The organism is Leifsonia shinshuensis (genome assembly GCF_014217625.1).
GTDB lineage: Bacteria > Actinomycetota > Actinomycetes > Actinomycetales > Microbacteriaceae > Leifsonia > Leifsonia shinshuensis_A.
This window is the reverse complement of sequence record NZ_CP043641.1, coordinates 2,374,467-2,401,031: the sequence shown is the minus strand read 5'-3', so window position 1 is coordinate 2,401,031 and position 26,565 is coordinate 2,374,467. Positions and strand designations below refer to the sequence as shown.

25 protein-coding genes are annotated in these 26,565 nt (G+C 70.8%); 11 read left to right on the top strand and 14 right to left on the bottom strand.

The genetic code is table 11. The features are described from left to right. The first annotated feature begins 141 nt into the window (after positions 1 to 141). Entirely contained in the window at positions 142 to 2,082 is a 1,941-nt protein-coding gene (locus F1C12_RS11440) for an ABC transporter ATP-binding protein (RefSeq protein ID WP_185278922.1), read from the top strand. A 77-nt stretch (positions 2,083 to 2,159) separates the two neighbouring features. Continuing rightward, positions 2,160 to 2,456 (top strand): hypothetical protein, encoded by a 297-nt coding sequence (locus F1C12_RS11435; RefSeq protein ID WP_185275136.1) that lies wholly within the window; start codon positions 2,160 to 2,162, stop codon positions 2,454 to 2,456. 211 nt (positions 2,457 to 2,667) lie between these two features. On the opposite strand, the gene F1C12_RS11430 is transcribed toward F1C12_RS11435, so the two are convergent. Together F1C12_RS11430 and F1C12_RS11425 are read right to left on the bottom strand one after the other, a co-directional pair. Then, positions 2,668 to 2,949, bottom strand: a complete 282-nt coding sequence (locus F1C12_RS11430; RefSeq protein WP_185275135.1) for a Fe-S cluster assembly protein HesB — start codon at positions 2,947 to 2,949, stop codon at positions 2,668 to 2,670. Positions 2,950 to 3,089: 140 nt separating this feature from the next. Further along, positions 3,090 to 3,632 (bottom strand): type 1 glutamine amidotransferase domain-containing protein, encoded by a 543-nt coding sequence (locus tag F1C12_RS11425; RefSeq protein WP_185275134.1) that lies wholly within the window; start codon positions 3,630 to 3,632, stop codon positions 3,090 to 3,092. Between the two features lie 56 nt (positions 3,633 to 3,688). Here F1C12_RS11425 and F1C12_RS11420 point away from each other — a divergent pair, with 56 nt between their 5' ends. Continuing rightward, positions 3,689 to 4,513, top strand: a complete 825-nt coding sequence (locus F1C12_RS11420; RefSeq protein WP_185275133.1) for an aldo/keto reductase — start codon at positions 3,689 to 3,691, stop codon at positions 4,511 to 4,513. Positions 4,514 to 4,719: 206 nt separating this feature from the next. On the opposite strand, the gene F1C12_RS11415 is transcribed toward F1C12_RS11420, so the two are convergent. The 9 genes from F1C12_RS11415 to F1C12_RS11375 all read right to left on the bottom strand — a co-directional run bounded on the left by F1C12_RS11415 (position 4,720) and on the right by F1C12_RS11375 (position 14,621). Then, entirely contained in the window at positions 4,720 to 6,870 is a 2,151-nt protein-coding gene (locus tag F1C12_RS11415; RefSeq protein WP_185275132.1) for a S9 family peptidase, read from the bottom strand. 9 nt (positions 6,871 to 6,879) lie between these two features. After that, on the bottom strand, positions 6,880 to 8,430 hold the full coding sequence (locus tag F1C12_RS11410) for an FUSC family protein (protein ID WP_185275131.1): 1,551 nt from the start codon (positions 8,428 to 8,430) through the stop codon (positions 6,880 to 6,882). 43 nt (positions 8,431 to 8,473) lie between these two features. Next, entirely contained in the window at positions 8,474 to 9,448 is a 975-nt protein-coding gene (locus tag F1C12_RS11405; RefSeq protein ID WP_185275130.1) for an ROK family protein, read from the bottom strand. After that, complete coding sequence (locus tag F1C12_RS11400; protein ID WP_258045854.1) at positions 9,445 to 10,191, bottom strand: copper homeostasis protein CutC; 747 nt, start codon at positions 10,189 to 10,191, stop codon at positions 9,445 to 9,447. The genes F1C12_RS11405 and F1C12_RS11400 overlap by 4 nt, the downstream gene beginning before the upstream one ends. Then, on the bottom strand, positions 10,188 to 11,183 hold the full coding sequence (locus F1C12_RS11395) for an asparaginase (RefSeq protein ID WP_185275129.1): 996 nt from the start codon (positions 11,181 to 11,183) through the stop codon (positions 10,188 to 10,190). The genes F1C12_RS11400 and F1C12_RS11395 overlap by 4 nt, the downstream gene beginning before the upstream one ends. Beyond that, on the bottom strand, positions 11,176 to 12,108 hold the full coding sequence (locus F1C12_RS11390) for an amino acid ABC transporter permease (protein ID WP_185275128.1): 933 nt from the start codon (positions 12,106 to 12,108) through the stop codon (positions 11,176 to 11,178). Before F1C12_RS11390 ends, F1C12_RS11395 begins: the two co-directional genes overlap by 8 nt. Next, the gene (locus tag F1C12_RS11385; protein WP_185275127.1) at positions 12,105 to 12,749 is read right to left on the bottom strand and encodes an amino acid ABC transporter permease; all 645 of its coding nucleotides are present in this window, start codon (positions 12,747 to 12,749) and stop codon (positions 12,105 to 12,107) included. The genes F1C12_RS11390 and F1C12_RS11385 overlap by 4 nt, the downstream gene beginning before the upstream one ends. A 101-nt stretch (positions 12,750 to 12,850) precedes the next feature. Then, positions 12,851 to 13,804, bottom strand: a complete 954-nt coding sequence (locus tag F1C12_RS11380; RefSeq protein ID WP_185275126.1) for a glutamate ABC transporter substrate-binding protein — start codon at positions 13,802 to 13,804, stop codon at positions 12,851 to 12,853. A gap of 64 nt (positions 13,805 to 13,868) precedes the next feature. Next, positions 13,869 to 14,621 carry an amino acid ABC transporter ATP-binding protein gene (locus F1C12_RS11375; RefSeq protein WP_308457984.1) on the bottom strand — a complete coding sequence of 251 codons (753 nt, stop codon included), beginning with the start codon at positions 14,619 to 14,621 and terminating at the stop codon, positions 13,869 to 13,871. A 163-nt stretch (positions 14,622 to 14,784) separates the two neighbouring features. On the opposite strand from F1C12_RS11375, the gene F1C12_RS11370 reads away from it, so the two are divergent. From F1C12_RS11370 to F1C12_RS11355, 4 genes are all read left to right on the top strand, one after another. Beyond that, positions 14,785 to 15,987, top strand: coding sequence for an ROK family transcriptional regulator (locus F1C12_RS11370; protein WP_185275125.1), 1,203 nt, complete (start codon positions 14,785 to 14,787; stop codon positions 15,985 to 15,987). Then, on the top strand, positions 15,984 to 16,916 hold the full coding sequence (locus F1C12_RS11365) for a Gfo/Idh/MocA family protein (RefSeq protein WP_185275124.1): 933 nt from the start codon (positions 15,984 to 15,986) through the stop codon (positions 16,914 to 16,916). Before F1C12_RS11370 ends, F1C12_RS11365 begins: the two co-directional genes overlap by 4 nt. A gap of 40 nt (positions 16,917 to 16,956) precedes the next feature. Continuing rightward, the gene (locus tag F1C12_RS11360; protein ID WP_185275123.1) at positions 16,957 to 18,666 is read left to right on the top strand and encodes a glycoside hydrolase family 13 protein; all 1,710 of its coding nucleotides are present in this window, start codon (positions 16,957 to 16,959) and stop codon (positions 18,664 to 18,666) included. Positions 18,667 to 18,729: 63 nt separating this feature from the next. Continuing rightward, complete coding sequence (locus F1C12_RS11355; RefSeq protein WP_258045853.1) at positions 18,730 to 19,236, top strand: SRPBCC family protein; 507 nt, start codon at positions 18,730 to 18,732, stop codon at positions 19,234 to 19,236. Between the two features lie 3 nt (positions 19,237 to 19,239). Here the strand turns inward: F1C12_RS11355 and F1C12_RS11350 are convergent, their stop codons facing one another. Together F1C12_RS11350 and F1C12_RS11345 are read right to left on the bottom strand one after the other, a co-directional pair. Further along, entirely contained in the window at positions 19,240 to 21,537 is a 2,298-nt protein-coding gene (locus F1C12_RS11350; RefSeq protein WP_258045852.1) for a transglycosylase domain-containing protein, read from the bottom strand. A gap of 97 nt (positions 21,538 to 21,634) precedes the next feature. Beyond that, complete coding sequence (locus tag F1C12_RS11345) at positions 21,635 to 22,102, bottom strand: MarR family winged helix-turn-helix transcriptional regulator (protein ID WP_185275121.1); 468 nt, start codon at positions 22,100 to 22,102, stop codon at positions 21,635 to 21,637. A gap of 152 nt (positions 22,103 to 22,254) precedes the next feature. On the opposite strand from F1C12_RS11345, the gene F1C12_RS11340 reads away from it, so the two are divergent. From F1C12_RS11340 to F1C12_RS11325, 4 genes are all read left to right on the top strand, one after another. After that, positions 22,255 to 22,866 (top strand): DUF402 domain-containing protein, encoded by a 612-nt coding sequence (locus F1C12_RS11340; RefSeq protein ID WP_185275120.1) that lies wholly within the window; start codon positions 22,255 to 22,257, stop codon positions 22,864 to 22,866. Positions 22,867 to 23,145: 279 nt separating this feature from the next. Further along, positions 23,146 to 23,823 carry a PadR family transcriptional regulator gene (locus F1C12_RS11335; RefSeq protein WP_185275119.1) on the top strand — a complete coding sequence of 226 codons (678 nt, stop codon included), beginning with the start codon at positions 23,146 to 23,148 and terminating at the stop codon, positions 23,821 to 23,823. A gap of 143 nt (positions 23,824 to 23,966) precedes the next feature. After that, positions 23,967 to 24,980 carry an ABC transporter ATP-binding protein gene (locus F1C12_RS11330; RefSeq protein WP_219732607.1) on the top strand — a complete coding sequence of 338 codons (1,014 nt, stop codon included), beginning with the start codon at positions 23,967 to 23,969 and terminating at the stop codon, positions 24,978 to 24,980. Beyond that, a complete protein-coding gene (locus tag F1C12_RS11325; RefSeq protein ID WP_185275117.1) occupies positions 24,977 to 25,798 on the top strand; it encodes an ABC transporter permease in 822 nt (273 codons plus the stop codon). The genes F1C12_RS11330 and F1C12_RS11325 overlap by 4 nt, the downstream gene beginning before the upstream one ends. 51 nt (positions 25,799 to 25,849) lie before the next feature. On the opposite strand, the gene F1C12_RS11320 is transcribed toward F1C12_RS11325, so the two are convergent. After that, positions 25,850 to 26,554, bottom strand: coding sequence for a winged helix-turn-helix domain-containing protein (locus F1C12_RS11320; protein ID WP_185275116.1), 705 nt, complete (start codon positions 26,552 to 26,554; stop codon positions 25,850 to 25,852). Positions 26,555 to 26,565: the final 11 nt, after the last annotated feature.

Here is a 26,565-nt window from a genome sequence, read left to right as displayed (position 1 = left end):
CGTCCGAAGAAGAACCGCACCGGCGCGACGGGCCGCACGCGCGCCGAGCAGGACGGCGTCCTGACCGAGGCCGGCGTCCAGACGGCGATCGACGAGCTCGAGCTCGAATACGAGTACGAGCCGACGGAGGCCGACGGCGACATGTTCGGCGGCGCGCCCGCCAAGAAGGCCGAGAACTTCTGGCCGTCGTTCAAGCGGCTCCTCGGGCTGCTCAAGCCCGAGTGGCTCGCGATGTCGTTCGTGACCCTGCTCGTCGTGATCTCGGTGGCGCTCATCGTGATCGCGCCGAAGGTCCTCGGTCAGGCGACCGACGTGATCTTCAACGGGTTCCTCGGCAGCCAGCTCCCGAAGGGCGCGACGCTCGACCAGGTGATCCAGGGGCTGCGCTCGCAGGGCAACACCCAGTTCGCCGACGTGCTGGCGGGAACGAACGTCGTGCCTGGGCAGGGCATCGACTTCACCGCCCTCGGCCGCCTGCTGATGATCGTGCTGGCGATGTACCTGGTGGCGTCGCTGCTGCAGTGGTGGCAGGGCTACATCCTCAACGGCCTGGTGATGCGGGTGATCTACCGCCTGCGCGCCGACGTCGAGAACAAGCTCAACCGGCTCCCGCTCAGCTACTTCGACACCCGGCAGCGCGGTGACCTGATGTCGCGCGTGACCAACGACGTCGACAACATCCAGACGGCCTTGCAGCAGGCGTTCTCGCAGCTCATCCAATCGGTGCTGACCGTCATCGGCATCGGCATCATGATGTTCATCGTCTCGTGGCAGCTCGCGTTGATCGCGCTCATCTCGATCCCGCTCTCCGGCGTGATCGCGGGCGTCATCGGCACGCGGTCGCAGAAGCTGTTCAAGCAGCAGTGGAGCTCGACCGGCGCGCTCAACGGGCACATCGAGGAGTCGTACTCGGGCCTCGACCTGGTGCGCGCGTTCGGCCGTGACGCCGTGATGCTCGAGGAGTTCGACAAGCGCAACGAGAAGCTCTGGAAGGCGACGGTCGGCGCCCAGTTCGTGTCCGGCATGATCATGCCGGCGATGAACTTCGTCTCCTACCTGTCGTACGTGCTGATCGCGGTCGTCGGCGGCCTCCGGGTCGCCTCCGGCCAGATGACGATCGGCGACGCGACCGCGTTCATCCAGTACTCGCGGGAGTTCTCGCAGCCGATCGGCCAGATCGCAGGCATGGCGAACATGCTGCAGTCCGGCGTCGCGTCGGCGGAGCGCACCTTCGAATTCCTCGACGCGGAGGAGCAGTCGGCCGACGTCGAGACGCGGCACCTGCCCGAGCGGGCGGATGGCCGCGTGGAGCTCGAGGGCGTGGACTTCTCCTACGACCCCGAGACCGAGCTGATCCGCGACCTGTCGCTGTCGGTCGCACCAGGGCACACGGTCGCGATCGTCGGGCCGACCGGCGCGGGCAAGACCACGCTGGTCAACCTGATCATGCGGTTCTACGAGCTGAACGGCGGCACCATCCGCCTCGACGGCATCGACACGACGGACCTCTCCCGCGCCGAGCTGCGCGGCCAGGTCGGCATGGTGCTGCAGGACGCCTGGCTGTTCTCCGGCACGATCCGCGAGAACATCCGCTACGGCCGGCTCGACGCGACGGACGAGGAGGTCGTGGAGGCCGCCAAGGCGACGATGGTCGACCGGTTCGTCCGCCAGCTCCCGGACGGCTACGACACCACGATCGAGGCGGACGGCAGCAACGTCTCCGCCGGAGAGCGCCAGCTGCTCACGATCGCGCGCGCCTTCATCGCGAACCCGTCGCTGCTCATCCTGGACGAGGCCACCTCGTCGGTGGACACCCGCACCGAGCTGCTGGTGCAGCATGCGATGGCCGCGCTGCGGAGCGACCGCACGTCGTTCGTGATCGCGCACCGGCTCTCCACGATCCGCGACGCGCACACCATCCTGGTGATGGAGCAGGGTCGCATCGTGGAGCAGGGCGACCACGCGACGCTTCTGGCGAAGAAGGGCGCGTACTACGAGCTGTACATGACGCAGTTCAAGGGCGCCGCCGCCGAGCAGGAGACCGAGACCGACGCGGAGTCCGAGGAGGTCCCCACCGCGTAGTCGCGCGGCGCGTACTCCTGATTGTTCGAAAAGTGAACGAGTTGAACGAGTGCGGGAGCCGGTCGTAGAACGTCAGTATGACGATCGACTCCCGCGCCGCGCTCCCGCCCGGTCCGACCTACGACTACGGCGGCCACAGTGTGCGGATCGAGCCGGAGCCGGGCGGGGTCACCCGCTGGCGGGTGATGGACGACGACGGCTATCTAGGGGTCATCGCCACGGCGGATCCCGTCAAGGGAGAGCCGGAGGTCCACTTCGCCGTGCATTTCGCGGGCGAGGAGGACATCCCGCCCACGAAGATCGTCCCGCTGTGGACGACCGCCGTCGAGTTCCTCATCGACGCGGGCGAGCCGCAACGCCCGCCGCTGACCTGAACCGGGGCGACGCGAGCAGGTGTGCGGGCGGCGTCGGGGTTGAGCGTCCGCCCGCACACCACCACGAAAACACTGTGCAGTGTCTCCGTCGACACGATTGACAGTCGCGAACGGCCGTGCCCGGACACGACTCGGCCCCGGCGCACGGGGCACCGGGGCCGGGGAAGCGGGCGCCGCTGGAGCGCCGGCTTCGGGCAGTCGCGAAGGCTCGCTAGGCGAGGGCGCCGATCGCGAAGCTCACTGCGCCCTGGTCGTCGACCTGGGCGTCGAGCACCTTGTCGTCGAGCGCGACAGCGGCGCCCGGCTCGAGGAAGAGTCGTGCGCCGTCGGACTCGACCACCTGGTCGGCGGGCTCCGGCTCGGGCGTCACTGCGGCGGCGAACGCGGTGTTCTGCGGGTTGCTGCTGCTGATGCGCAGCCCGGCGTCGTCCTGCGGCGCCTGATCCGTGAGGGTCTTGACGATCGTGCTGGCGTTCTCGGTCAGGGTGAGCACGTGCTCTCCTTTCGTTGTTCCTCCAGGAGTCGCCCACGGTCCCGCGGTCCGAGCGGGAGCGCAACCCCGCGTGCCGTCATTGCCAGGAAACGTCCACGCGGCACGGAGGAGGGGCGCAGGGCCGGTCGGCGCAGTGCCGGTCAGCGGAGGGCGTTCAGCAGTTCCCGGTTGAAGGCGGGCAGGTCGTCCGGCTTCCTGGACGACACCAGGGTGAACGGGCCGGAGTCGACCACGTTCTCCTCGTCGACCCAGGTGGCGCCCGCGTTGCGGTAGTCGGTCTGCAGGCTCGGCCAGCTCGTGAGCGTGCGCCCATCGACCACACCCGCCTCGATGAGCACCCAGCCGCCGTGGCAGATCACGGCGATCGGCTTGCCCGCGTCGGCGAACTCCTTCACCAGGGCGACAGCGCGCGGGAAGGTGCGCACCTGGTCCCCGTTGGCGACGCCGCCCGGCAGCACCAGCGCGTCGAAATCGTCCGCCGAGGCGTTGTCGAGGGTAAGGGCCACCGCGAACTCGTCCGCCGGCGTCAGATGGTTGAAGGCGCGCACCGTCCCGGCGTCCTTCGAGATGAGCGTCGCGCTCGCTCCCGCGTCGGTCACCGCCTTCCACGGCTCCGTCAACTCCGCCTGCTCGATCCCCTCCGGGCCGACCAGGAATGCCACGCGCTTGTCGTCGTAGGCCATTTCGTCTCCTTTCGTCACCCCCCACCTCTACGCCGGGGCCGGGGGAGAATGAACCCATGGCGAACATCCCCCAGGTCGTGCTCAACGACGGCAACCGCATCCCGCAGCTCGGTTTCGGCGTCTACAAGATCCCGGAGGCCGAGACGGTGGACGCCGTGCTGACCGCGCTGGAGGCCGGGTACCGTCACATCGACACCGCGACGTTCTACGAGAACGAGCGCGCGGTCGGCGAGGCGGTGCGGCGCAGCGGGCTGCCGCGCGACGAGGTGTTCGTGACGACGAAGGTGTGGTGGACGGACAACGGCTACGACTCGACGCTGCGCTCGTTCGACGCCAGCCTGGACCGCCTCGGCTTCGACGCGGTCGACCTGTTCCTCATCCACTGGCCGGCGCCGAAGCACGACAAGTACGTGGTCACCTGGCGGGCTCTCGAGCGCCTGAAGGCCGAGGGCAGGGCCCGCTCGATCGGCGTCGCCAACTTCCACACCCACCACCTCGACCGGCTCGCCGCCGAGACGGACACGGTGCCCGCCGTGAACCAGGTCGAGCTGCACCCGTGGCTGCCGCAGCGGGAGGTCCGCGAGTACGACGCGGCGCACGGGATCGTGACCGAGGCGTGGTCGCCGCTCGCGCGCGGCCGGGTGCTGGAGGACCCGGTGCTGGCCGGTCTCGCCGCGAAGCACGGCGTGACGCCCGCGCAGGTCGTCATCCGCTGGCAGCTCCAGCTCGGCAACGTCGTCATCCCGAAGTCGTCCACGCCGGACCGCATCCGCGCCAACCTCGACGTCTTCGACTTCGACCTCGACGCCGACGACCTCACCGCGATCGCCGCCCTCGAGTCCGGCGAACGCACCGGCAAAGACCCCGACCACCTCGGCTGACCCGTCGCCACCGGAGGACTTCCACCCTCCGCACCCCCGAAATCGCAGCCAACGGAGGACATCCACCCTCCGCGCGCCCCGACCTCCTCCGTACCCCCGGCCCCGCCGTCGCGAACGGAGGACATCCACCCTCCCTAACGCGCGATCTCCTCCGTTAGCTGCGGATATGCGGCGTGTCGGCCCGGATCTCCTCCGTTGCCGCGCGCCTACTCGTAGCTCGGGTGCGCCCCCACCACGTCCAGCAGCCACGCCAGCGAGAACGCGCGCTCCCGCCAGGCCGCGTACCGGCCCGACACGCCGCCGTGCCCGGCCGCCATCTCGGTCTTGAGCAGCGCGTCCGCGCCGACCTCCCGCAGCTTCGCCACCCACTTCGCTGGCTCCACGTACAGCACCCGGGTGTCGTTGAGGCTCGTGACGGCGAGGATGCGCGGGTACGTGCTGTGGTGGATGTTCTCCACCGGCGCGTACGACTTCATGTAGTAGTACACATCCTCGTCGTGCAGCGGGTCGCCCCACTCGTCCCACTCGATCACGGTCAGCGGCAGCGACGGGTCGAGGATCGTCGTCAGCGGATCCACGAACGGCACCTCGGCCAGCACCCCGGCGAACAGCCGCGGCGCGAGGTTGGCGACAGCGCCCATCAGCAGGCCGCCCGCACTCCCGCCCTGCGCCGCGAGCTGCGAGGGCGTCGTCCAGCCCTGGTCGACGAGGTGCCTACCCGCGGCCACGAAGTCGGTGAACGTGTTCTTCTTGTGCAGCTTCTTGCCGTGCTCGTACCACAGCCTCCCGAGCTCGCCGCCGCCGCGCACGTGCGCGATCGCGAACACCACGCCGCGGTCGAGGAGGCTGAGGCGCGGGATGCCGAACGACGGGTCCATGCTCGCCTCGTACGATCCGTACCCGTAGAGCACCAGCGGCGCCGGCTCGCCGGGCGTGACCAAGTCGCGGCGGTAGACGAGCGAGATCGGGATGCGCGTGCCGTCCTCGGCGGTCGCCCACTCCCTGCGCTGCTCGAACAGCTCCGGCTCGAACTCGCCGAGCACCGGCTGCTGCTTGCGCAGGGTGAGTTCGCGGGTGCGGACGTCGTAGTCGTACACGCTCGACGGGGTGACGAAGCTGCCGTAGCCGAGACGCAGGAACGGCTGCGTCCACTCCGGGTTGCCGCCCGCGCCCACGGTGAACAGCTCCTCGTCGAAGTGCAGCTCGTGGAGGATGTCGTCCACCTCGCCCACGACGCTGCCCTCCGTCGGGGCCGGGAGGCTCGCGACGGCGAGCCGGGTCATCCCCTCGCGGCGGTACTCCAGGGCGACGAAGTCGCGGAACGCGTCCACTCCTTCGATGCGCACGGCCGGGTCGTGGGGGAGCAGCGTCCGGCGCGGCCCCTGCGGGTCGTCGGCCTCGACGCTCACCAGCTCGAAGTTGACGGCGCCGTCGTTGTGCACGATCAGCAGCCGGTCGCGGCCGCCCGCGACGACGTGCTCGATGTCGTACTCGACGCCCTCCTTGCGGGGCCAGACCACCCGGAACTCGCCCGTCGGGTCACCCGCGTCCAGCAGCCAGCTCTCGCTGGTGATGTTGGACCCCGCCTCGATGACGAGGAACCGACGGCTGCGGGTGAGGCCCACGCCGATCCAGTACTTCTCGTCCGGCTCGTGGAACACCTGCGCGTCGACCTCGCCGTCCGGGCCCTGGCCGACCCGGTGTCGCCACACGGTGTCCGGCCGCCAGGCGTCGTCAACCGTCGTGTAGAAGAGGTACGCGCCGCTCGGGTCGAACAGCGCGCCGGCCCCGGTGCCGGCGATCTCGTCGGGGAACGTCTCACCGTCACCCGCGAGCGACCGCACCCGGATCGTGTACCGCTCGTCGCCCTCCGTGTCGACGCCGTAGAGCAGGCGCGTGCCGTCGGCGCTGATGTCGAAGCTGCCGAGCGCGTAGAAGTCGTGGCCCTCGGCCTCCGCGTTGTCGTCCAGGAGGATCTGCTCGCCCGGGAGGCCGCGCTGCTGCGCGTCCTCGTCCAGCGCCGGCGGCTCCCAGTCGTCGGGTCCGTCGATCGGCGCGCGGCAGTGGATGCCGTACTGCTTCCCCTCGACGGTGCGCGTGTAGTACCACCAGTCGCCCTCGCGGGTGGGCACGCTCAGATCGGTCTCACGCGTGCGCGACTTGATCTCGTCGAAGATCTGCTCGCGCAGCACGGCGAGCTTCTCGGTGCGCGCGTTCGTGTACGCGTTCTCCTCGTGGAGGTGCGCGACGACCGCGGGATCGTCCTTGTCGCGCAGCCACTCGTAGTCGTCCACGACCACGTCCCCGTGGTGGCTGCGCTCGGTCGGCTTCTTCGCGGTGATCGGCGGGGTGAGCATCCCACCAGGCTACCCAACGGGGGCGGCCGCGGGGGTGGTGGGGGTGGTGGGCCCGAGGGCGACGGCGACGGCGAGGAGGGACGAGCAGATGCGCTCCAGGTCGGCCGGGGCGCCGAGGCTCCGCCGGGCCTGGCCGATCGCATCCCGGAGGCGCGCCCGCGACTCGGGGTCGCGCGGGCGGCGCGGTGCGCGGAGGCGGGCGTCCAGCGCGCCGCCCAGTGCGACCGCAGCGTCGATGCAGTGGATGGGCTGCACGCGCCCGCGTGTGCCGAGGAGGCGGCGCGCCCGGTGGGCGGGAGCCAGCTCCTCCACGCGGGCGAGAGCGGTGTGGAAATCGGCGATACGGGTGGCGCGGTCGGGCGGAGGTGGGGAAGCGGTTGCGGATGAGGCGGTGGCCGCATCCCCCTGTGTCTCGGCATCCGCCGCCAACGCCGCGGTCAGCGCGACGAGCAGCTCGGACAGGCGCCGTCTCAGCACATCCGTCGATCGGACGGGGAGGACGAACCATGCCGCCGCCACTCCGAGCAGCGCGCCGACCACGATGGCGGCCATGCGCTCGGCGAGCATCCCGGCCTCACCGGTGAGGCCGCCCTGGAGCAGCGGGGAGACCCCGAACAGGTCCTGGAGGAGGGTGAGGACGAGCGTGACCGTCAGCGCCCAGTAGGCGTAACTGTAGGCGCGCAGCCCGGTGCCGACGAAGAGCGCAGCGAAGATCACGACGACCGCGGCGAACCCGCCCGCGCTCGGCACGGCGAGCGCGAGTCCGACGGCGACGATCGACCCGCCGAGTGCTCCGACGACGCGGAGCACGCTCTTGTGGAGGACGTCTCCGCGGCCCCGGTTGCCCGCGTTGACGATGTAGGCGGTGAGGACGACCCACATCGAGTGCGCCGGGAAGACCAGCCAGCCGACGACGAAGGCGGTGGACAGAGCGGACGCGAGCTGGAGGGCCATGCGGGTGCTGGCGGGGAGGCGCTTGCGCGGCCGGGGGGAGTTGCCTGGCTGGGAGCCCGCAGGAGGCGCCGCAGCTCTGCGTGCGTCCGATCCCCGCTGCGCAGGAGCGGCGCGAACGAGCACGAGCACCTCGCGCGCCAGCCCGACCCAGAGCACGGCGACCACGCCGCCGAGCAGTGCGAGCAGGGCGGAGGCCCAGACGGGAACGTCCGCCGCCGGTGCGACGGGCACCACGAGCATCGCCGTGAGCGGGAGCGCTGCCAGCGCGCCGAGCCGTGCCGCACGCGGACCGAACCGGCGCAGCCACACGGGCACGCTCATCCCCGCGACGAACACCGCGGCACCGACCACGGGAGCAGAGGCGAGGAGCCAGCCGACCCCGGCGGCTCCCACTCCGATGACGGGCAGCAGCAGCGCCGAGCGGGCGAATTCCGCGCGGCCGGTGAATTCCCGGCGTCCGAGGCTGAGCGCGACGACGGTGGACAGGACGGCGGCGGAGCCGGCGCCTCCTCCGACGAGCGGGGCGAGCACCCAGACGGTGGCGCATGCACCCGCGGCGGCGGCGGTGGTCACGAGCGCCGCGAGGCCCGTGCGGAGGTGGGTCACGGTGACATCCTGGCACCGCTGAGCCCGCTGCGGACGAACGCCCCTACCGCGCCGCGGTGAACGCGAGCAGCCCGGCCCCCACCCGTCCGGCGTCGCCGCCGAGTCCGCTGCGGACGATCTCCGGCCGCTCCCGCCACGCGAGTCCCGCCGACACGGCGTGCTCCAGCGGGCCGAACAGCGCGTCCCCGGCGTGCGAGACGCCGCCGCCGAGCACGATCACCTTCGGGTCGAGCAGGAGGGTGAGGATGGTGAGGCCCTGCGCGAGCACGGCCACGGCCTCGCCCCAGACGCGGTCGGCCAGCGGGTCGCTGCCGAGGCGCGCCACGATGCGGCGCGTGCTGAGCGGCGAGCCTCCGGCCTCCCGGTAGCGGCGCGCGACGCCGGCTCCGGACATGTAGACCTCCAGGCAGCCGCGCTGGCCGCACGTGCACGGCTCGCCCCCGGGGATGACCGGGATGTGCCCGAACTCGCCCGCGGCGCCCGTCGCGCCCGTGATGGTCCCGCCCGCCGTCACGAGCGCCGCGGCGACGCCGGTGCCGATCGGCACGAGGACGAAGTCGTCCGAGCCCTGGGCCGCCCCGAAGGTCCGCTCCGCCAGGCCGGCCGCGCGGACGTCGTGCCCGACGGCGACCGGGAGTCGCAGCTCGCGCTGCAGGATGTCGAGCAGCGGGACGTCGCGCCAGTCCAGGTTGGACGCGTAGTGGACGATCCCGTGCTGCTCGTCCAGCATCCCGGGGGTCGCGACGCCCGCGCCGACGACCTCGGCGTCGCCGGCGATGCCCCGGAGGTCGTGGAAGAGCGTCACGAGCGCGTCGAGGATGTCGCTTCCGGGCGTCGGGCGCGTCAGCTCGGCGACCACGGCGCCGCCCTCGGCCACGACGGCGCCCTTCATCGCCGTGCCGCCGAGGTCGACGGCGAGGGCGACCGGAGACGTGGACGCCCCGGAGGTGGGGGCCAGGGCGTGAGCAGCGCTGGATTCGAATGAGGTGTCTGCGGCGATATCGACGTCGGTGCTCATGCCGCCACCCCGCGGACGGCGTCGACGGCAGCCGCGACGATCGCGCTCGACGTCACCTCGCGCTCTCCCGTGTCGTACCTGCTCGTGGCCTGCGACCCGCTCGCCACCGTCGTCACCGCTCGCAGATGCACTTCGCGCACGCCGCTCCGGCGCACCAGCTCCGCCGCGTTGACCGGCCGCACGCCGCCCCCGGCCAGGACGGCGATCCGGTCGCCGGCCTGAGCCACCAGCGCCGCCAGCGCGTCGGCGCCCTCGACGGCGGAAGGTGAACCGCCCGACGTGAGAACCCGAGCGACGCCCAGCCCCACCAGCACCTCCAGCGCCTCCGCACGATCCGGCACCTGGTCGAACGCCTTGTGGAAGGTCACCGGCGCCTCCCCGCACGCCGCCACGAGAGCGGCGGTCGCGCCGGCGTCCACCGAGCCGTCGGGACGCAGCGCGCCGACCGCGAACCCCACCGCGACGCCGTTCGGGTTCGGCAGCGCCCGCACCGCGTGGATGTCCGCGACCATCGCCGCGAGCTCGTCCGCGTCGAACACGAAGTCGCCGGCCCGCTGGCGGATGAGGACAGTGACGCCCATCCGCGACGACAGACGCAGCGCGGCCGCCACCGTGCCGATGGACGGGGTCAGGCCGCCGTCGCTCAGCGCACTGCACAGCTCGATCCGGTCGGCGCCGGCGGCCTCGGCCAGGCGGACTCCGGCGAGGTCCTCCAGGCAGACCTCGACCAGCACTCCGCTCACGCGACGCGCTCCAGCGCAGCCGCCAGGTCGGTCCCGACCTCGATCCGCCCGACCTGAACGCCGCCGCCGAGCACCGGGAGGTCGACCAGCGTGGCAGCGCCCGACACGTCCGTGCCCAGGGCCTCCAGCACCCGGAGGGCGATCAGCGTCGTGGCGCGCGGGCTGCCGTCCACGATCTTCATCGCGACCGCGGTCCCGTCGGCGGCGGCCACCCCGATCACACCCTCCGCGCCGCCCTTGGCCAGCGCGCCGGGGACCGTCTCCATGAGCGTCGAGTTCTGGTGCCCGCTGCCGCCCACATAGAACGGGTGCTCGCGCATCGCGTCGGCGACGGCGCGCTCCGGCGTGCCGGGCGCCGCGGTGACCAGCCGGCCGAACGAGCGGGCGACACCGCGCACCGTCGTCTCGAACAGCGGCGCGCCGCAGCCGTCGATCGCATCGTGTCCCACCGGCACCCCGGTCAGCTCGGCCATCGTCTCCCGGACATGCCGCTGCACGGGGTGGGACGGGTCCAGGTAGCCGTCGGTCGGCCAGCCGTTCACAGCCGCGGCCAGCAGCATCGCGGCGTGCTTGCCTGAGCAGTTCATCCGGATGCGGGTGCGCGACTCTCCTGCGCGGATCATCCGCTCGAAGGTGCCCTCGTCCTCCGGCCGGTCGACCGGGCAGCCCAGCGCCGACTCGTCGACGCCCGCGGCCGCGAGGATGTCGCGGACGACCCGCACGTGCTCGTCCTCCCCGGTGTGGCTGCCCGCGGCGATCGCCAGCGACGGACCGGCGAGCGGCGCGCCGGCGGTGAGGCACGCGAGCGCCTGCAGCGGCTTCACCGTGCTGCGCGGCAGCACGACCGCGTCCGGGTCGCCGAGCTCCAGCAGCGTCCCGCCGTCCGGGTCGAGGGCGACGAGGCTGCCGAAGTGGCGGCTCTCGATCAGCCCGGAGCGGCGCACGGCGGCGAGCTCGGCGAGCCCGTGGACGGGGGAGGCGGTGCTAGACATGGGTCTCTTCCTGGTGCTGAGCCGCCGGCAGCGCCGGAAGCACGGGTTGTGCGGAGGCGCGCCGCCGCGGACCGCGCTGCAGGCGGGAGGCGAACGCCGAGAGGCTGCCGTTGACGACCAGGTAGATGACCGTCACGGCGACGTAGGTGGGGATAAGCAGGTGCAGGTACGACGCGAGCACCTGGCCGCGGTAGAGCAGCTCGGTGAACGCGACGATGTAGCCGAGCGAGGTGTCCTTCAGGAGGCTGACGAACTGCGTCACCAGCGACGGCGCGACGTTCCGCGCGGCCTGCGGGAGCACCACGAAGCGCATCGCCTGGCCGGGTCGCATCCCGAGGCTGAGCGCGGCCTCGCGCTGACCGCGGGGGAGGCTCAGGATGCCGGCACGCACGATCTCCGCGAAGACCGCCGAGTTGGCGATCGTCAGCGGGACGACCAGCTTCCACAGCACCGGCAGGTTGACGCCGAGCTGCGGGAGGCCGAACAGCATGAGGTAGATCACCAGCAACACCGGAACGGTGCGGGCGACCTCGATGTAGAACCCGCACAGCCACCGGACGACGCGCAGCCGGCTGATCCGGCCGAGCGCGAGGAGGACCCCGAGGAAGCCGCCGAGCACGGCGACGATCGCGGCGGCCTCCAGGGTCCCGAGCAGCCCGACCAGCAGGTAGTTCCAGATCGGCCACTCGGTGAACGGCGCCCATCGTTCGGGCGCGAGCTGCCCGTGCGACGCGAACTGCCAGAGTCCGTAGCCGAGCAGCCCGGCGATCGCGAGGACGCTCAGGACGGTGCCGACCAGGATGTTGCGGCGCCCGCGCGGACCGGGGACGTCGTACATGAACGCCGCGGCATATGCCCGGCGCGGACGCGATCGGCGCGCGGACGGGCGCGGAGCCGGACGGTCGGGGATGAGCTGTGCGGTCATCGGGCGATCGCCACCTTCCGCTCCACCCAGCCGGCGGTCAGGCCGATGGCCAGCGCGATGGCCATGTAGAGGATGCCCGCGCCGGAGAAGATCAGGATGGGCTGCGCCGCGACGAGGTTGATCTTGTTCACCTCGGCGGTCAGCTCCACGACACCCACCGCGGCGGCGAGGGCGGTGTTCATCGCGAGAGCGATCATCACGTTGCCGATCGGCTGCACCACCGCGCGCAGCGCCTGCGGGATGACGACCAGCCGCAGCGACTGGCCGAGGGTGAAGCCGAGGGCACGGGAGGCCTCCACCTGCCCGACCGGGACGGTGTTGACCCCCGAGCGCACGGCCTCTGCGACGTAGGCGGCCTCGTAGACGGTGAGCACGATGATCGCGGTCGGCGTCAGCGGCAGCAGGAGGCCGGCGTCCGGCAGCGCGAACACGGCGAGCAGCAGCAGGGCCAGCAGTGGCACGTTGATGAAGAACTGCACGTAGAGGAAGGCCGCAGCGCGCAGCACCGGGATCGGGCTCACGCGCGCGATCGTGACAAGCACGCCGAGCACGATCGAGCCGACGCCGGCCACGACCGCCATCATCAGCGTCGTGCCGAGGGCCTGCAGCAGCGGCCCGAGGTTGTCGATCAGGGGATTCATCGCTCGCTCACTCGTGAGGGGGAGTCGTGGGGCGGGCGGAGCCGGAGGACCGGCTCCGCCCGGGGGTCCCCCGGCTCATCGCCGGGGAACTCTGGGCCGGGTCAGGAACCCGGGACCGAGCCGATCTCCGGCGGGGTCGGGATGGCCGAGTCGGTCACGGTGCCGAGCGTGGTCTTCCACGCCTGGCCCCACTGGCCGCCCTTCTGGATGGTCTTCAGCCAGGTGTTGACGAACGTCTTGAAGTCGCTGTCGCCGTGCGGGAGGCCGATGCCGTAGGGCTCCTTGGTGAACGGCTGGCCGACCACCTTGATCTGCTTCTCGCTGGCGGCGTCGCTGGCGAGCAGGGTGTAGTCCTGCACGTAGGCGTCGCCGCGGCCCTGGATGAGCGCCTGGACGGCGGCCGGGTCGGTGCCGAACGCGGTGACCGTGGCCTTCGGTGCGATCTTCGGCACCTCGGTGACGGCCGGCGTGTTCGCGCCGACGATCACGTTCTTGCCGTCGAGGTCCTTCTCGCTCTTGATCGACTTGTTGTCGCTCTTGACGGCGACCGACAGGCCGGACTCGAAGTACGGGCCGGCGAAGTCGACCTGCGTCGCGCGCTGCTCGGTGATCGTGTACGTGTTGAAGACGACGTCGACCGTGCCGTTCTGCAGCATCGCCTCCCGGGTCTCCGACGCCGGCGGCACGATCTCCACGTTCGGCTTGCCGAGGATGTAGATCGCCAGCAGCTTGGCCAGGTCGGCGTCGAAGCCGGTGACCTTGCTCGGGTCGGTCGGGTCCTGCTGCGAGAGCAGCGGGGCGTCGAGCGCCTCGGCGACGATGAGCTTGCCGCGCTTCTTGATCTTCTCCATCGTGGAGCCGGGGATGATCGCGGCGGCCTTGGCGACGGGGGCGCCGGAGAAGACCGAGTCGGTCTTGGCCGTGGAGCCGGCTCCGTCGCCGGGGAGGGCCGAGGTGCCGGAGGAGCAGGCGGTGACGGCGAGCGTCACGGCCGCGAGCAGGGCGCCGGCGAAGGCGGCCCGGCGGCGGGTCGTGCGGGTAGAGCTGCGGGTCATTGCATCCCTTTCTTGTTCGGACGTTTCGTGTTCGGACGTGCTGTGGAACGTTGGTGCTGCGGCGTCAGTGCGAGAGCACGGAGGCCAGGAACGACTTCGCCCGCTCGGTGCGGGGCGAGTCGAAGAACTCGGCGGGCGTCGCCTGCTCGACGATCTGCCCGTGGTCCATGAAGACGACGCGGTCGGCGGCGCGGCGGGCGAAGCCCATCTCGTGCGTGACGACGATCATGGTCATCCCCTCGCGGGCCAGGGAGGTCATCACATCGAGCACCTCGCCGACCATCTCGGGGTCGAGCGCGCTGGTCGGCTCGTCGAAGAGCATCACCTTGGGCTGCATGGCGAGCGCGCGGGCGATGGCGGCGCGCTGCTGCTGGCCGCCGGAGAGCTGCGCCGGGTGGCTGCCGGCCTTGTCGGCGATGCCCACCCGGTCGAGCAGTTCGAGGGCCTGGCGCTCGGCCTCCGCCTTCTTGAGCTTGCGCACCTTGACCGGCGCGAGCGCGACGTTGTCGAGCACGGTGCGGTGCGCGAAGAGGTTGAAGGACTGGAACACCATGCCGACCTCGGCGCGGAGGCGGGCCAGCTCGGCGCCCTCCTGCGGGAGCAGTTCGCCGTCGACGCGGATCTCGCCGCCGTCGATGGTCTCCAGCCGGTTGATCGAGCGGCAGAGCGTGGACTTCCCGGAGCCGGAGGGCCCGACCACGACGACCACCTCGCGGGGAGCCACGTCGAGGTCGATCGAGCGGAGGACGTGCAGGTCGCCGAAGTGCTTGTCGACGCCGCGCAGGCTCACCATCGGGCGAGCGTTCGGTGTTTCCATCGGTTCCTCGTATCGTCATCGGTCGGGATGCGATGAGCGTACTAAGTAAGTCATGTTCTTGCAATTTCGAATTTGGTTGATTCGAAATCGAAGAAAGTGGGTACAGTATCCTCAACCGAGACCTGCACGCGACGGATGCGTGCGAACAGGGGGATGCGCTGAAATGAGCGGCACGCACACCGCGGCACCCGGGAACGCACCGGCGACGCCGGGCGGCATCCTCCACCTCGTCCGTTCGGGCCGCGCCGGCTCCCGGGCCGACATCGCCCGTCACACCGGCCTGTCGCCGTCGACCGTCGCGCAGCGGGTCGACGCCCTGCTCTCCGCCGGCTTCCTCCGCGAGGCGGGGGAGGGCGTCTCGCACGGCGGCCGCCGCCCGCGGGCGCTGGAGGTCGACGCCAGCTCGGGCGTCGTCGCCGCCGCGGACCTCGGCTCGCACCACGCCACCTTCGGGCTCTTCGACCTGTCCGGGCGGCTGCTGGCCTCCCGCACCGCGCCCATGGAGATCGCCGCAGGGCCGGACCACGTCCTCGGCTGGATCGCCGCGAGCGCGGAGGAGCTGCGCGCGCAGCACGCCGCGCCCGGCCAGGAGCTGCGCGGCATCGGCATCGGGATGCCCGGCCCGGTCGACTCCACGACCGGCCGGATGGTCTCGCCGTCGCGGATGCCCGGCTGGAACGGCCTGGACGTCGCCGCCGCGCTGGCCTCCCGCACCGGGCTGACCGTCGCGGTGGACAACGACGCCAACCTGATGGCGCTCGGGGAGTTCGACGCGACCGCGCACACTCCGGACGCGCTCGCGGGCGACGGCCAGCTCGTCTTCGTCAAGGCCGGGTCGAGCATCGGCTGCGGGATCGTCGCGTTCGGCGGCGTATACCGCGGCCACCACGGCATGGCCGGCGACATCAGCCACGTCACCGTGCCCGGCGCCCCCGAGGTGTTGTGCTCGTGCGGCCGCGTCGGTTGCCTCGACGCCGTCGCCGGAGGCGCCGCGATCGTCCAGGCCCTGCGCCGGGACGGCGTGGACGTGGCCGACACCCGCGACGTCGTCGCCCTCGCCAGGGACGCCCACCCGCTCGCGACGCTCATGCTGCGGGAGGCGGGCCTGCGCACCGGAGGTGTGCTCGCGACGATCATGAACTTCTTCAACCCGCAGCGCCTGGTGCTCGGCGGCATCCTCGGCGAGGCGGAGGCGTTCGTCGCCGGCGTCCGCTCGGCCATCTACTCCGACTGCCTGCCGATGATCACCGACCAGCTCGACATCGCGGTCAGCGTGGCGAAGCAGGAGGCCGGCATCCGGGGTGCGGGACGGCTCGTCCTCGACGCGCTGTTCGACCCGGCGCAGGTCGACAGCGCGGTGCGATGAGCGACGCGCCCGCCACGGGCCACGGCGCGATCGTCGTCGGCGCCGGCCGGATGGGCCGCGCGCATGCGGAGGCCTGGGCCGCGTGCGGCGTCCCGGTCCGCTGGGTGGTGTCGCCCCGCAGGCGTCCCGATCTCGCTGCTCCGGGCGCACGCTGGGCGACCTCCCTCGATGAGGCGCTGGACGATCCCGGCGCCGATCTGGTCTCGATCTGCACGCCGACCCCCACCCACACGGACCTCGCCGTTCAGGCGCTCGCCGCGGGCAGGAGCGTGCTGCTCGAGAAGCCGATCGCGCTCACGATCGCCGACGCCGAACGGGTCGCCGACGCTGCGGCGCGCGCGCCCGGTGTCCTCATGGTCGCCCATGTCGTGCGGTTCTTCCCGGGCTATGCGGCGCTGGCCGAACGCGTCGCGGCCGGCTCGGTCGGGCGTCCGCGCGCCGTGCTCGCCTCGCGGCTGTCGGCCGCTCCGGCCTGGGCGGAGTGGCTGGCCGATGAGACCCGCTCCGGCGGGATGATCGTGGACTTCGCCATCCACGACGTCGACCAGGCGAACGCGTACCTCGGCGACCCCGTCGCAGTCACGGCGGTCCGCACGCCGGGCGACGGTTTCGGAGCCCCGGCCGCGATCACGGTCGAGTACGCGTCGGGAGGCGTGGCGCAGCTTCTCGCGGTCGCCGACCTCCCGGCCGGCGCGGCCTTCCGCACCACGCTGGAGGTCGTCGGCGACGGAGGAACGGACACCGTGGCCGACGTCCCCGGCGACGCCTTCGCGGCCCAGGCCCGCTACTTCCTGGAGTGCGTCGAGCGCGGTGCGGAGCCGGCCCGATCGCCGGTGGCCGCCGCGATCGAGGCGCTGCGGGTCTGCCTGGCCGCCAGGGAGTCCGCGCAGGCGGGCGCGCGGGTCGTTCTCGACCGCCGCGACGCCTGAGCGGCCCGCCCGCCCCGCGCCCCACGGGTAAGGTGGGCCCGTGAGCGAGACATGGTGGAAGTCGGCGGTCGTCTATCAGATCTATCCGCGCAGTTTCGCGGACAGCGACGGCGACGGCATCGGCGACCTGCGCGGCGTCATCCAGCACCTCGACCACCTGCAGGAGCTCGGCGTCGACGTGGTGTGGCTCTCGCCCATCTACGCGTCCCCGCACGACGACAACGGCTACGACATCAGCGACTATCGCGCGATCGACCCGCTGTTCGGGACGTTCGGCGACTTCGACGAGCTGCTGGCCGGTCTCCACGCGCGCGGCATCAAGCTCGTCATGGACCTCGTGGTCAACCACACCTCCGACGAGCACCCGTGGTTCATCGAGTCGGCCTCCTCGCTCGACAACCCGAAACGCGACTGGTACTGGTGGCGCCCCGCGCGCGACGGCCGGGAGCCCGGCGAGCAAGGGGCAGAGCCGAACAACTGGGGGTCGTTCTTCTCCGGCCCCGCCTGGCAGCTCGACCCCGCTACCGGCGAGTACTACCTCCACCTCTTCTCGCGCAAGCAGCCCGACCTCAACTGGGAGAACCCGGAGGTCCGCGAGGCCGTCTACGACATGATGAACTGGTGGCTCGACCGCGGCGTCGACGGGTTCAGGATGGACGTGATCAACTTCATCTCGAAGGTGGTCGACCTCCCCGACGGCGAGGTCCCGCCCGGGAAGCTGTACGGCGAGGGCTACCCGTTCTTCGGGCAGGGGCCGCGCATCCACGAGTTCCTGCACGAGATGCACGAGCGGGTCTTCGCCGGCCGCGCCGATCGCATCCTGACCGTGGGGGAGATGCCGGGCGTCTCGGTGGAGGAGGCGCGGCTGTTCACCGACCCCGCGCGCGACGAGCTCGACATGGTGTTCCAGTTCGAGCACGTCGACCTCGACCACGGGCCTGGCGGCAAGTGGGACGACCGCCCGGCGAGCGTCCTCGACCTCAAGCGCAACCTCGCCAAGTGGCAGGAGGGCCTCGCCGCGGCCGGCTGGAACAGCCTGTACTGGAACAACCACGACCAGCCCCGCGTGGTCAGCCGGTTCGGCGACGACCGGCCGGAGCACCGCGTCGCCTCGGCGAAGGCGCTCGGCACGGTCCTGCACCTGATGCGCGGAACGCCCTACGTCTACCAGGGTGAGGAGCTCGGGATGGCGAACGTGCCCTTCGAGTCCATCGACGACTTCCGCGACATCGAGACGCTCAACCACTACGCGGAGGCCGTCGACATCCAGGGCCAGGACGCCGGCGTGGTCATGGCCGCGCTGCGCCGCACCAGCCGCGACAACGCCCGCACGCCGATGCAGTGGTCGGCCGCGCCCGCCGCCGGCTTCACCACGGGCACGCCGTGGATCGAAGCCAACCCGGACTACGTGCTGGTGAACGCCGCGGCCGAGGTCCCGGCGCCGGACTCGGTGTTCGCCCACTACCGGCGTCTGATCGACCTCCGGCATCGGTCGGCCGTGGTCGCCGACGGCGACTTCACGCTGGTGCTGGCCGACCATCCGCAGATCTTCGCGTACGTGCGGGAGCTGAACGGCCGGAGGCTGCTCGTCCTCGTCAACCTGACGAGCGAGCCGGCTCCGTACGACCCGTCGGAGCTCGACGGATGGGCGGGTGCGAACCTCGTGCTCGGCAACCTCGACGACTCGGCCGCGCGCGGTGTGTCCGGTTCGCTCGAGCCCTGGGAGGCGCTGGTCTTCGAGCGGGCCTGACCCCGCGGGTCCGTCCGACTGGTCTCATCCCGGGGTTGTGCTCCCGGCGCCGTGAGGTGTGTGATGGGCGACAAACGTCGCCCGACGCGGCGGCGGGAGCGGGAGTGGCGCGCCATGGGGAACTACGTCGCGAGAGCCGAGGTGGACGTCCGCGCGCCTCGACGGGAGGTCTGGAACCTGCTGACGTCGAGCGGCTCCCATCCCGAGATCCTGTTCGGGGCGGAGGTCGTCTCCGACTGGAGGCTCGGCTCGCGCATCGTCTGGCGCGGCGAGTGGCAGGGGAAGTCGTTCGAGGACCACGGCCGGGTGATCGAGCTGGACGACCGGGAGGAGCCCTGGCGGATCGTGCTGACCCACTTCAGCCCGCTGAGCGGCCTGCCGGACGTGCCGGAGAACTATCACGCGCTGCACTTCGAGCTCGATGCGACGCCGGAGGGCACCCACGTCACGCTCGATCAGGACAACAATCCGACCGTGGAGGCCGCACGGCACTCCCGTGACAACTGGATCGCCATGCTCGAGGGCGTCAAGGAGGTCGCCGAGCGCTCAGCGGAGCGCCGGCCGGCCTGACGGTCAGCCGTTGCCGCCGCCGCCCTTTCCGCCGCCCTTGCCCGGCGGCCCCGGGTTGGGGGCGGGCGCCGGCGGGGCCGGCGCCTTCGGTGCGGCCGGTGAGGCGGGCGCCTTCGGAGCCGCGGGGGCTCCGAGGTACTTCGCCGGAGGCGCCGGGAACGCTGCGCCGCCGTAGTCCTTGTCGAGGGCGGTCTGGATGCGTTTGACGATCGCGAACTTGACGTCGCCGCCGCCGATACCCTGGAAGGACTGGCTTCGGAGGGCGACGCCGCCCGAGATGTTGCCCACCCAGGTGGCCTGAGCGATCTTCGTCGTGGACGTCACCAGCCAGTTCTCGACCGAGTTGTCCGTCGTTCCGGTCTTGCCGAAGATCGGAACCCCGTCGTTCGGGTTGGCCGAGGCCGCCGTCCCGCCTCCGCGCAGCACACCCTGGAGCGCGTAGATCGCGGCGGCGGCGACTCCCGGGTCGATCGGGGTCGTCGAGCACTGGGTTTTCGGCACGGCGTGCTCGACGCCGTCGTTGGTGACGATCTTGTCGATCGCGACCGGGCTGCAGGCCTTGCCGTTGTTCGCGATGCCGGCGTACGCCGTCGCCATCGTGATCGGGGCGATGTAGTTGGTGCCGAGCACGGAGGAGGGGTTGGCCCGGAACGGGTTGGTCGCCTCGTCGGCGCCGTGGACGCCGAGGTCCTGCGCGCGCTCCTTGATGCCGCAGAGGTCCAGCTTGGTGGCCATCATCGCGAAGATCGAGTTGATGGAGGCCGCGGTCGCCTGCATGACCGTGGTAGAGGTCACCGTCTCGCCTTCGTCGTTGGCGACGGGCCACGGCGCCCCGCCGATGTCGTTGCACGGGTCGCTCTCGTGGAAGGCGGTCTGCGGGAAGAGGTGCTGCGTCCCGTTCACCACCTCGTTGAGGGTGTGACCCTCCTTCAGCCATTCGAGAAGGTCGAACGCCTTGTACGACGATCCGGTCTGGAAGCCCTCCGAGCCTCCGTAGTCGTAGTCCGTGTTGTAGTTGACGGCCGTCGTCCCCGCGGCCGGGGCCGCCGTGTTGTCGTACTGCCTGTTCTGCACCATCGTGACGATCCGGCCGGTGCCGACCTCGACAGAGACGTTGGACGACCCGAGGTCGAGGTTGGGGCTGGTGGCCGGGATGTACGCCGACACCGCCTGCTGCGCCTGCGACTGGAGGTCGAGGTTGAGCGTCGTGTAGATCTTGAGGCCGCCGCGCGTCAGGAAGCTGGAGCGGTCGTCGGCGGTCTTGCCGAATATCGTGCTCTGCTCGATGGTGCGCTCGACGTAGTCGCAGAAGAACGCCGCGTTGAACTGCTGCGCCGTCATGCAGCCGTTCTGCATCTGGCTGATCTTGGGCTCGACCTTGGTCGCCTTCGCGGCGTCGTGCTCCTCTTTGGTGATCTTGCCGTTCACCAGCATGCGGTCGAGCACGTAGTTGCGCCTCGCGAGGGTCTGCGCGTAGCCGTTCGCCGCACCGTTGACCTTGTTGTCCGGCTGGTCGATGCGCAGGTTGTCCGGGTTGTTCAGGATGGCGATGAGCGTCGCGGCCTGGGGGAGCGTGATGTCCTTGGCCGACACCCCGAAGTAGTACTCGGCCGCCGACTGCACGCCGTAGACGCGGCCTCCGAACAGAGCGATGTTGAGGTAGCTCTGCAGGATGTCGTTCTTCGAGTACTCCTTCTCGAGCCCGATCGCGTAGCGCATCTCCTTCAGCTTGCGCACCGGGTCGACCGCCGTCGCGTCGCTGTAGCAGGCCTGGTAGGCCTTGTACTGCTTCTTCTGGACCGCGTCCGTCGCGGTCGGGTCTGGCTGCTTGTTCTCGCAGCGCTGCACCAGGATGTTCTTGACGTACTGCTGCGTGATGGACGAGCCGCCCTGCACCGACTTGTGCAGCGCGGTGAGCACCGCGCCGCGGATCGTGCCGGTGACGTCGACGCCGCCGTGTTCATAGAAGCGCGGGTCCTCCGTCGCGATCGCCGCGTCCTTGAGATTCTGGGAGATGGCGTCCCAGCCGACCTCCACGCGGTTCTGCGAGTAGAAGCTCGCGATCGGCACCGGCTTGCCGCCGGAGTTCGCGTACATCGTGGAGGCCTGCGCCAGCGGCTCCACCTTCATGTACTCGGGGAGGCCGTCGAAGACGTTGATGGTCGAGTCGGCGGCCGACCCGGTCAGTGCGACGGCCGGCGTGACGGCGGCGGCGGCGAGGAGCCCGGCGACACCGCTCAGTGCCACGAATCCGAGCAGCGCGGGCGCCCACTTCCATCTTCTGCGTCCGTCAGCCGTCATGCGCGCCATAATACGCGCGCGCCTTGTCGGGTCCCCGAGGGTCCGCCCGCGTTGTGGAGAACTTCTTCAGGAATGCAAAATGTGCAGGACGGGTCCGTCACTCCTCGCCGCGCAGCTTGTCGCAGAGGGCGGCGAGCTGCTCCAGCTCGTCGGTGTCCAGCCGCGTGCCGACGCGTTGCGCGATGGAGCGCATGTGGTCGAAGGCGACCCGCCGGAACATGTCGAACCCGGTGTCGGTCATGCGGATGATGGTGCCGCGCGCGTCGGACGGTTCGGGACCTTTGACGACGAGCCCGCGGTCAACCAGCCGGTCGATGAGCCTGCTCACACTCGGCTGGGTGAGGAGGACGTGCTTGTTGAGGTCCCGGAGCCGGAGCGAGCGATCGGGCTGGCGGGAGAGGTTGAAGAGCACGTCGTACTCGTTGAACGAGATATCCCTGGTCGGGAACTCGGCGGCGAGCGTCCGCATGACGGCGACCTGCGCGCGGAACAGCGACTCCCACGCCGAGACCGCGGTCGTCCTGGATCGCTTGGCCGGACCGGCCGCAGTCGTGCCCGTGCTCATGACGCCACCCCTTCGCGCTCGAGTGTCAATGCGTTCGCATCTTCTCATCATGCGCCGACAGCGCTCATCCGTGCCAGCACGGCATTCGGGCCTCCTGTCGTCGTCGGAGAACCTGTCGGCGCCCCGCCGAGCGCGGCGGATAGGGTGAACGAATGTCGTCGGCGCTGCGCTGTTTCCAACCCGGTGAACGAATAGCGATTCGCGAGGTCCGTGCGGGGCGTGTCTGGACATCACGGCCGGTGACGGTCGTCCACGACTCCGCGGATCAATTCGTCAGCTACCTGGAACCGGGCACGATCATCGACTATCCGGTGGGCGTAGAGCACGGGCGACGCACATTCGCGATGTGGCTCTCGGGGGAGTGGGAACTCGCCGGCCGCGAGTTCCTCGCTCCCGGAATGCTTCGTATCGCACCCTCGGGTCAGCCGTTCGAAGTGTTCGCACCGTGGTCCGCAGAGCGCGGCGTCCTTTCGTGGTACGTGAATTTCCAGGAGCCGCTGACACGCACACCCTCGGGTTTCGAAACGATGGACGAGACGCTCGACCTCGAGGTGACGGCGGATCTATCGTCCTGGCGCCGGAAAGACGAAGACGAACTCGAACTGGCGGTGGAGATGGGCGTGTACAGCGACGCCGACGCGCAGCGTATCCGTGCGGCATGCCTGGCAGTGGAGTCGGGCCTCCGCTCGGGAGCTGTGCCGTGGGACCTCAGCTGGCGGGACTGGCGACCGCCGGAGCCGGGCTCGAACCCACCCGCGACTTAAAAGATTGAGGGCCGGCCGCAGAGGCTAGCGGCCGGCCCTCTCCCTTGCACCAAGAGTGTCCTGCAATCACATTCCGCGATGGCTGCCACAGCAAACAACCATTGCTCTTGAACTATATAACGAAGAGGTAACGGGTGCTAGTTATCAAGTCGTTATTTTTGCTGCGAATTGTCTATGGGGCGGTTATCCCCTCGCTGAGGGTGGACAGGTCGGTCTGAAAGGACTGCTTGACCCCTCACTCGATCCCGAATACTCTAATCAAAGTATTCGGAGGTGAGCATGACCAAACGCGCGGTGTCGAACCCCCTGGCGCTGGCCGTCCTGGCCTGCCTCTGGGAGAAGCCGATGTACCCGTACGAGATGACGACGACCATGCGGGAGCGCGGCAAAGAGGACAGCATCCGGCTCAACTTCGGCTCCCTCTACGCCGTCATCAAGTCGCTGGAGAAGCACGGCTTCGTCCGGGTGGCGCAGACCGAGCGGGAGGGGAACCGGCCCGAGCGCGTCGTCTACGAGATCACCGAGGCCGGCCGCGCGGAGGCCGACGACTGGATGCGGGAGCTCATCGCCTTCCCGGTCAAGGAGTATCCCGCCATCGAGACCGGGCTGTCGTTGCTGCCCATGCTCTCCCCGGAGGTCGCCGCCGACCTGCTGGAGCGCCGGCGCGATCTGCTGGACGCCGAGCTCGTCGAGCGCGCCCGCGTGTACGAGCGCTCGCTCGCGCTCCCGCTGCCCGAGCTGTTCATGATCGAGTCCCGGTACCGCGTCGCGATCATGGAGGCCGAACGCGCGTTCGTCGCCGACCTCGCCGCGCGCATCCGCGACCGGTCCCTCGGCGGGGTCGACTGGTGGGAGCGGCTCTGGGAGCTGTTCGGCCAGGGCCACGACATGGCGGAGATCCGCGACCGGATCGCCGCAGGAGATTTCGGACGGGAGGTGGCCGACCTGCTGGGCTGACAGAACGATGGCCGGAGAGCGGCAACTCTCCGGCCATCCACACCTTCGATTCGTTCCTTGCGGAACCTGCGTCAACAGTCACCGAGGGCTTTCTCCATGATATGCCCGCCGCGGTGGCTGCCCGAGATGAAAGGAAGCCACCCGTGGCATCACAGAACGGCTCGGCGATCGCCGCCGAGCACCTCGTCAAGTCCTACAGCGGAGGCCGGGGCAAGCCCGCCGTCCGCGCCGTCGACGACCTCGGTTTCGAGGTCGCCTCCGGCACCGTCTTCGGACTCCTCGGCCCCAATGGAGCCGGCAAGTCCACCACCATGAAGATCCTGTCGACGCTGACGCGCGCCGACGCCGGCTCGGCCTTCGTCGCCGGCATCGACGTGAGCCGCAACCCCGGCCGCGTGCGCCGCGCGATCGGTTTCGTCGCCCAGAAGCCGGTGTCCGACCCCAACGACACCGGCGCCGAGAACCTCGTCCTCGCCGGCCGCCTCCAGGGGATGACCGGCCGCGACGCGAAGGCCCGTGCGCGCGAGCTGCTCGACCGGTTCGGGCTCACCGAGCACGCCTCGCGCTCGGTGCGGACGTACTCCGGCGGCATGGCACGGAAGCTCGACGTCGCGATCGGTCTCATGCACCGCCCGGAGGTGCTCTTCCTGGACGAGCCGACCACCGGCCTCGACCCGGAGGCGCGCGCCGAGCTGTGGGCCGAGCTGGAGCGGATGACCGGGGCCGAGAACCTCACGGTGCTGCTCACCACGCACTACCTGGACGAGGCCGACCGCCTGGCCGACCGGCTCGCGATCGTCGACCACGGCCGCATCGTCACGGGCGGCACCCCGGAGGAGCTGAAGAACGGCCTCCGCGGCGACGCCGTCATCGTGGAGCTGTCGCCGGACGCCGACCCGTTCGCCGCCCTCACCGCGCTCGAACGAGTGGACGCCCTCCGCGAGGTCGGCGGCGACGGCCGGACGCTCCGTGCCCGCGCGGACAACGGAGCGGCGACCCTCCCGGCCGCCCTCGCCGCCCTGGAGGCCGCGGCCGTCGCCGTCGCCTCCGCCACGGTCGCCCGGCCCAGCCTGGACGACGTCTACCTGCGGCACACCGGCCGCACCTTCACGCGGGCGCAGGAGTCCGCCGAGCACGTTCTGGAGTCCGCATCATGACCGCCATCGCCGTTCCCGCCCGCGCCGCGCGCCGCCCCGGCCCGACGTTCCTCACCCACACCCTGCTGCTCACGGGCCGCCAGCTGCGCTGGGCGATGCGGATGCCGGCGTTCCTGGTCATGAACCTGGTGCAGCCGGTGATCTGGCTGCTCCTGTTCGGGCAGCTCTTCAAATCCGTCACCGAGATCCCCGGCTTCGGCGTCGGCCAGAGCTACCTCGAGTACCTGACGCCAGGAGTGGTGATGATGCTCGCGCTGTTCGGGAGCGCGTGGTCGGGCACGGTCTACATCCAGGACATGGACCGCGGCGTGATGGACCGCTTCCTCACCTCGCCCACCAACCGCGGCGCCATGATCGTCTCGACGCTCGTGTACCAGTCGATCCTCGCCGTGGTGCAGTCGCTCATCGTGGTGGGGATCGCGTTCTGGGCGGGCGCACGCTTCGACGGCGGCCTCGGCGGGATGATGCTGCTCCTGCTCGGCGTGGTCCTGCTGACCGCGGTGTTCTGCTCGTTCTCGAACGCGGTGGCCCTGCTGGCGCGCGACCAGACCGCGCTGATCGGCATCTCGCAGCTCATCACGCTGCCGCTGATGTTCCTCAGCTCGGCGATCATGAACACCGAGCTGTCGCCGGAGTGGGTGCGGAACGCCGCCGCCTACAACCCGTTCGAGTGGGCGGTGATCGTGGGCAGGGAGGCGCTCAGCGCGAACCCCGACTGGGCGAGCCTGTGGGGGCACGCGGGCCTGCTCGCGGCGCTCGCCGTGGTGATGGCGGCACTCGCGACGAGCGCGTTCAGGGTGTACCAGCGCTCGGCGTGACAGCGGTCGGCCGTCGGGTGCGCAGCCTCTGCGCATCCGGCGGCCGGCGCCTCAGAACAGGTCGGGAGACGGCGCGCTCGCGTGGCGGATCGACACGTCCGCGTGGCGGTCGAAGCGGTAGCCGACGCCGCGGACGGTGCGCACGATGTCCTCGTAGCGCGCCAGCTTCGCGCGCAGGCGGCGGACGTGGACGTCGATGGTGCGCTCGTTCGGGATCTCGTCCTCGTCGGCGTTCGACCAAAGCGAGGAGATCAGCTCGGCGCGCTCGATGGTGCGGCCCTCGCGCAGCACCAGGTACTGCAGCAGCTCGAACTCCTTGTAGGTGAGCGAGACGGTCTGGTTGTCGAGGATGAGGCGCTTGCGGGAGATGTCGACCACGACGCCGGAGGAGGCGCGGTCCTCGTCCTCGTCGACCGTCGCCACGTGGCGGTGCTTGGCGATCGCGGCCGGGTCCTGCAGGGCGAGGCGGACCACGTCCACGTCGCGCCCGCCGGCGCCGGCCGGGGCCAGGGCGACGGCGGCGTAGGTCTCGGAGGCCGGGGCGAGCTCGGCGGTCAGCTGCTTGAGGGCTTCGACGATGCGGCCGAGATCGGTGCCGGAGGCCGCGGCCTTCAGCTCGTCGATGCCGACGTAGAGGACGAAGCCGCGGGCCTCTGTCCCCTCGGGGACAGCGCGGAGGCGCGGTGCCGGAGCGGCAGCGGCGGTCGGGGCGACGGAAGTGGAGGGACGGAGGGTGTCGACGGTTGCGAGAGACATGGGAGGGGAGT

Excerpts from the sequence above, each read along its gene's own strand:
- F1C12_RS11440 (WP_185278922.1), top strand. The coding sequence starts at position 142 with ATGTTCGGCGGCGCGCCCGCCAAGAAGGCCGAGAACTTCTGGCCGTCG.
- F1C12_RS11435 (WP_185275136.1), top strand. The coding sequence starts at position 2,160 with ATGACGATCGACTCCCGCGCCGCGCTCCCGCCCGGTCCGACCTACGAC.
- F1C12_RS11425 (WP_185275134.1), bottom strand. The coding sequence starts at position 3,632 with ATGGCCTACGACGACAAGCGCGTGGCATTCCTGGTCGGCCCGGAGGGG.
- F1C12_RS11420 (WP_185275133.1), top strand. The coding sequence starts at position 3,689 with ATGGCGAACATCCCCCAGGTCGTGCTCAACGACGGCAACCGCATCCCG.
- F1C12_RS11415 (WP_185275132.1), bottom strand. The coding sequence starts at position 6,870 with ATGCTCACCCCGCCGATCACCGCGAAGAAGCCGACCGAGCGCAGCCAC.
- F1C12_RS11405 (WP_185275130.1), bottom strand. The coding sequence starts at position 9,448 with ATGAGCACCGACGTCGATATCGCCGCAGACACCTCATTCGAATCCAGC.
- F1C12_RS11395 (WP_185275129.1), bottom strand. The coding sequence starts at position 11,183 with ATGTCTAGCACCGCCTCCCCCGTCCACGGGCTCGCCGAGCTCGCCGCC.
- F1C12_RS11390 (WP_185275128.1), bottom strand. The coding sequence starts at position 12,108 with ATGACCGCACAGCTCATCCCCGACCGTCCGGCTCCGCGCCCGTCCGCG.
- F1C12_RS11385 (WP_185275127.1), bottom strand. The coding sequence starts at position 12,749 with ATGAATCCCCTGATCGACAACCTCGGGCCGCTGCTGCAGGCCCTCGGC.
- F1C12_RS11380 (WP_185275126.1), bottom strand. The coding sequence starts at position 13,804 with ATGACCCGCAGCTCTACCCGCACGACCCGCCGCCGGGCCGCCTTCGCC.
- F1C12_RS11375 (WP_308457984.1), bottom strand. The coding sequence starts at position 14,621 with ATGGAAACACCGAACGCTCGCCCGATGGTGAGCCTGCGCGGCGTCGAC.
- F1C12_RS11370 (WP_185275125.1), top strand. The coding sequence starts at position 14,785 with ATGAGCGGCACGCACACCGCGGCACCCGGGAACGCACCGGCGACGCCG.
- F1C12_RS11365 (WP_185275124.1), top strand. The coding sequence starts at position 15,984 with ATGAGCGACGCGCCCGCCACGGGCCACGGCGCGATCGTCGTCGGCGCC.
- F1C12_RS11355 (WP_258045853.1), top strand. The coding sequence starts at position 18,730 with ATGGGCGACAAACGTCGCCCGACGCGGCGGCGGGAGCGGGAGTGGCGC.
- F1C12_RS11350 (WP_258045852.1), bottom strand. The coding sequence starts at position 21,537 with ATGACGGCTGACGGACGCAGAAGATGGAAGTGGGCGCCCGCGCTGCTC.
- F1C12_RS11345 (WP_185275121.1), bottom strand. The coding sequence starts at position 22,102 with ATGAGCACGGGCACGACTGCGGCCGGTCCGGCCAAGCGATCCAGGACG.
- F1C12_RS11340 (WP_185275120.1), top strand. The coding sequence starts at position 22,255 with ATGTCGTCGGCGCTGCGCTGTTTCCAACCCGGTGAACGAATAGCGATT.
- F1C12_RS11335 (WP_185275119.1), top strand. The coding sequence starts at position 23,146 with ATGACCAAACGCGCGGTGTCGAACCCCCTGGCGCTGGCCGTCCTGGCC.
- F1C12_RS11325 (WP_185275117.1), top strand. The coding sequence starts at position 24,977 with ATGACCGCCATCGCCGTTCCCGCCCGCGCCGCGCGCCGCCCCGGCCCG.
- F1C12_RS11320 (WP_185275116.1), bottom strand. The coding sequence starts at position 26,554 with ATGTCTCTCGCAACCGTCGACACCCTCCGTCCCTCCACTTCCGTCGCC.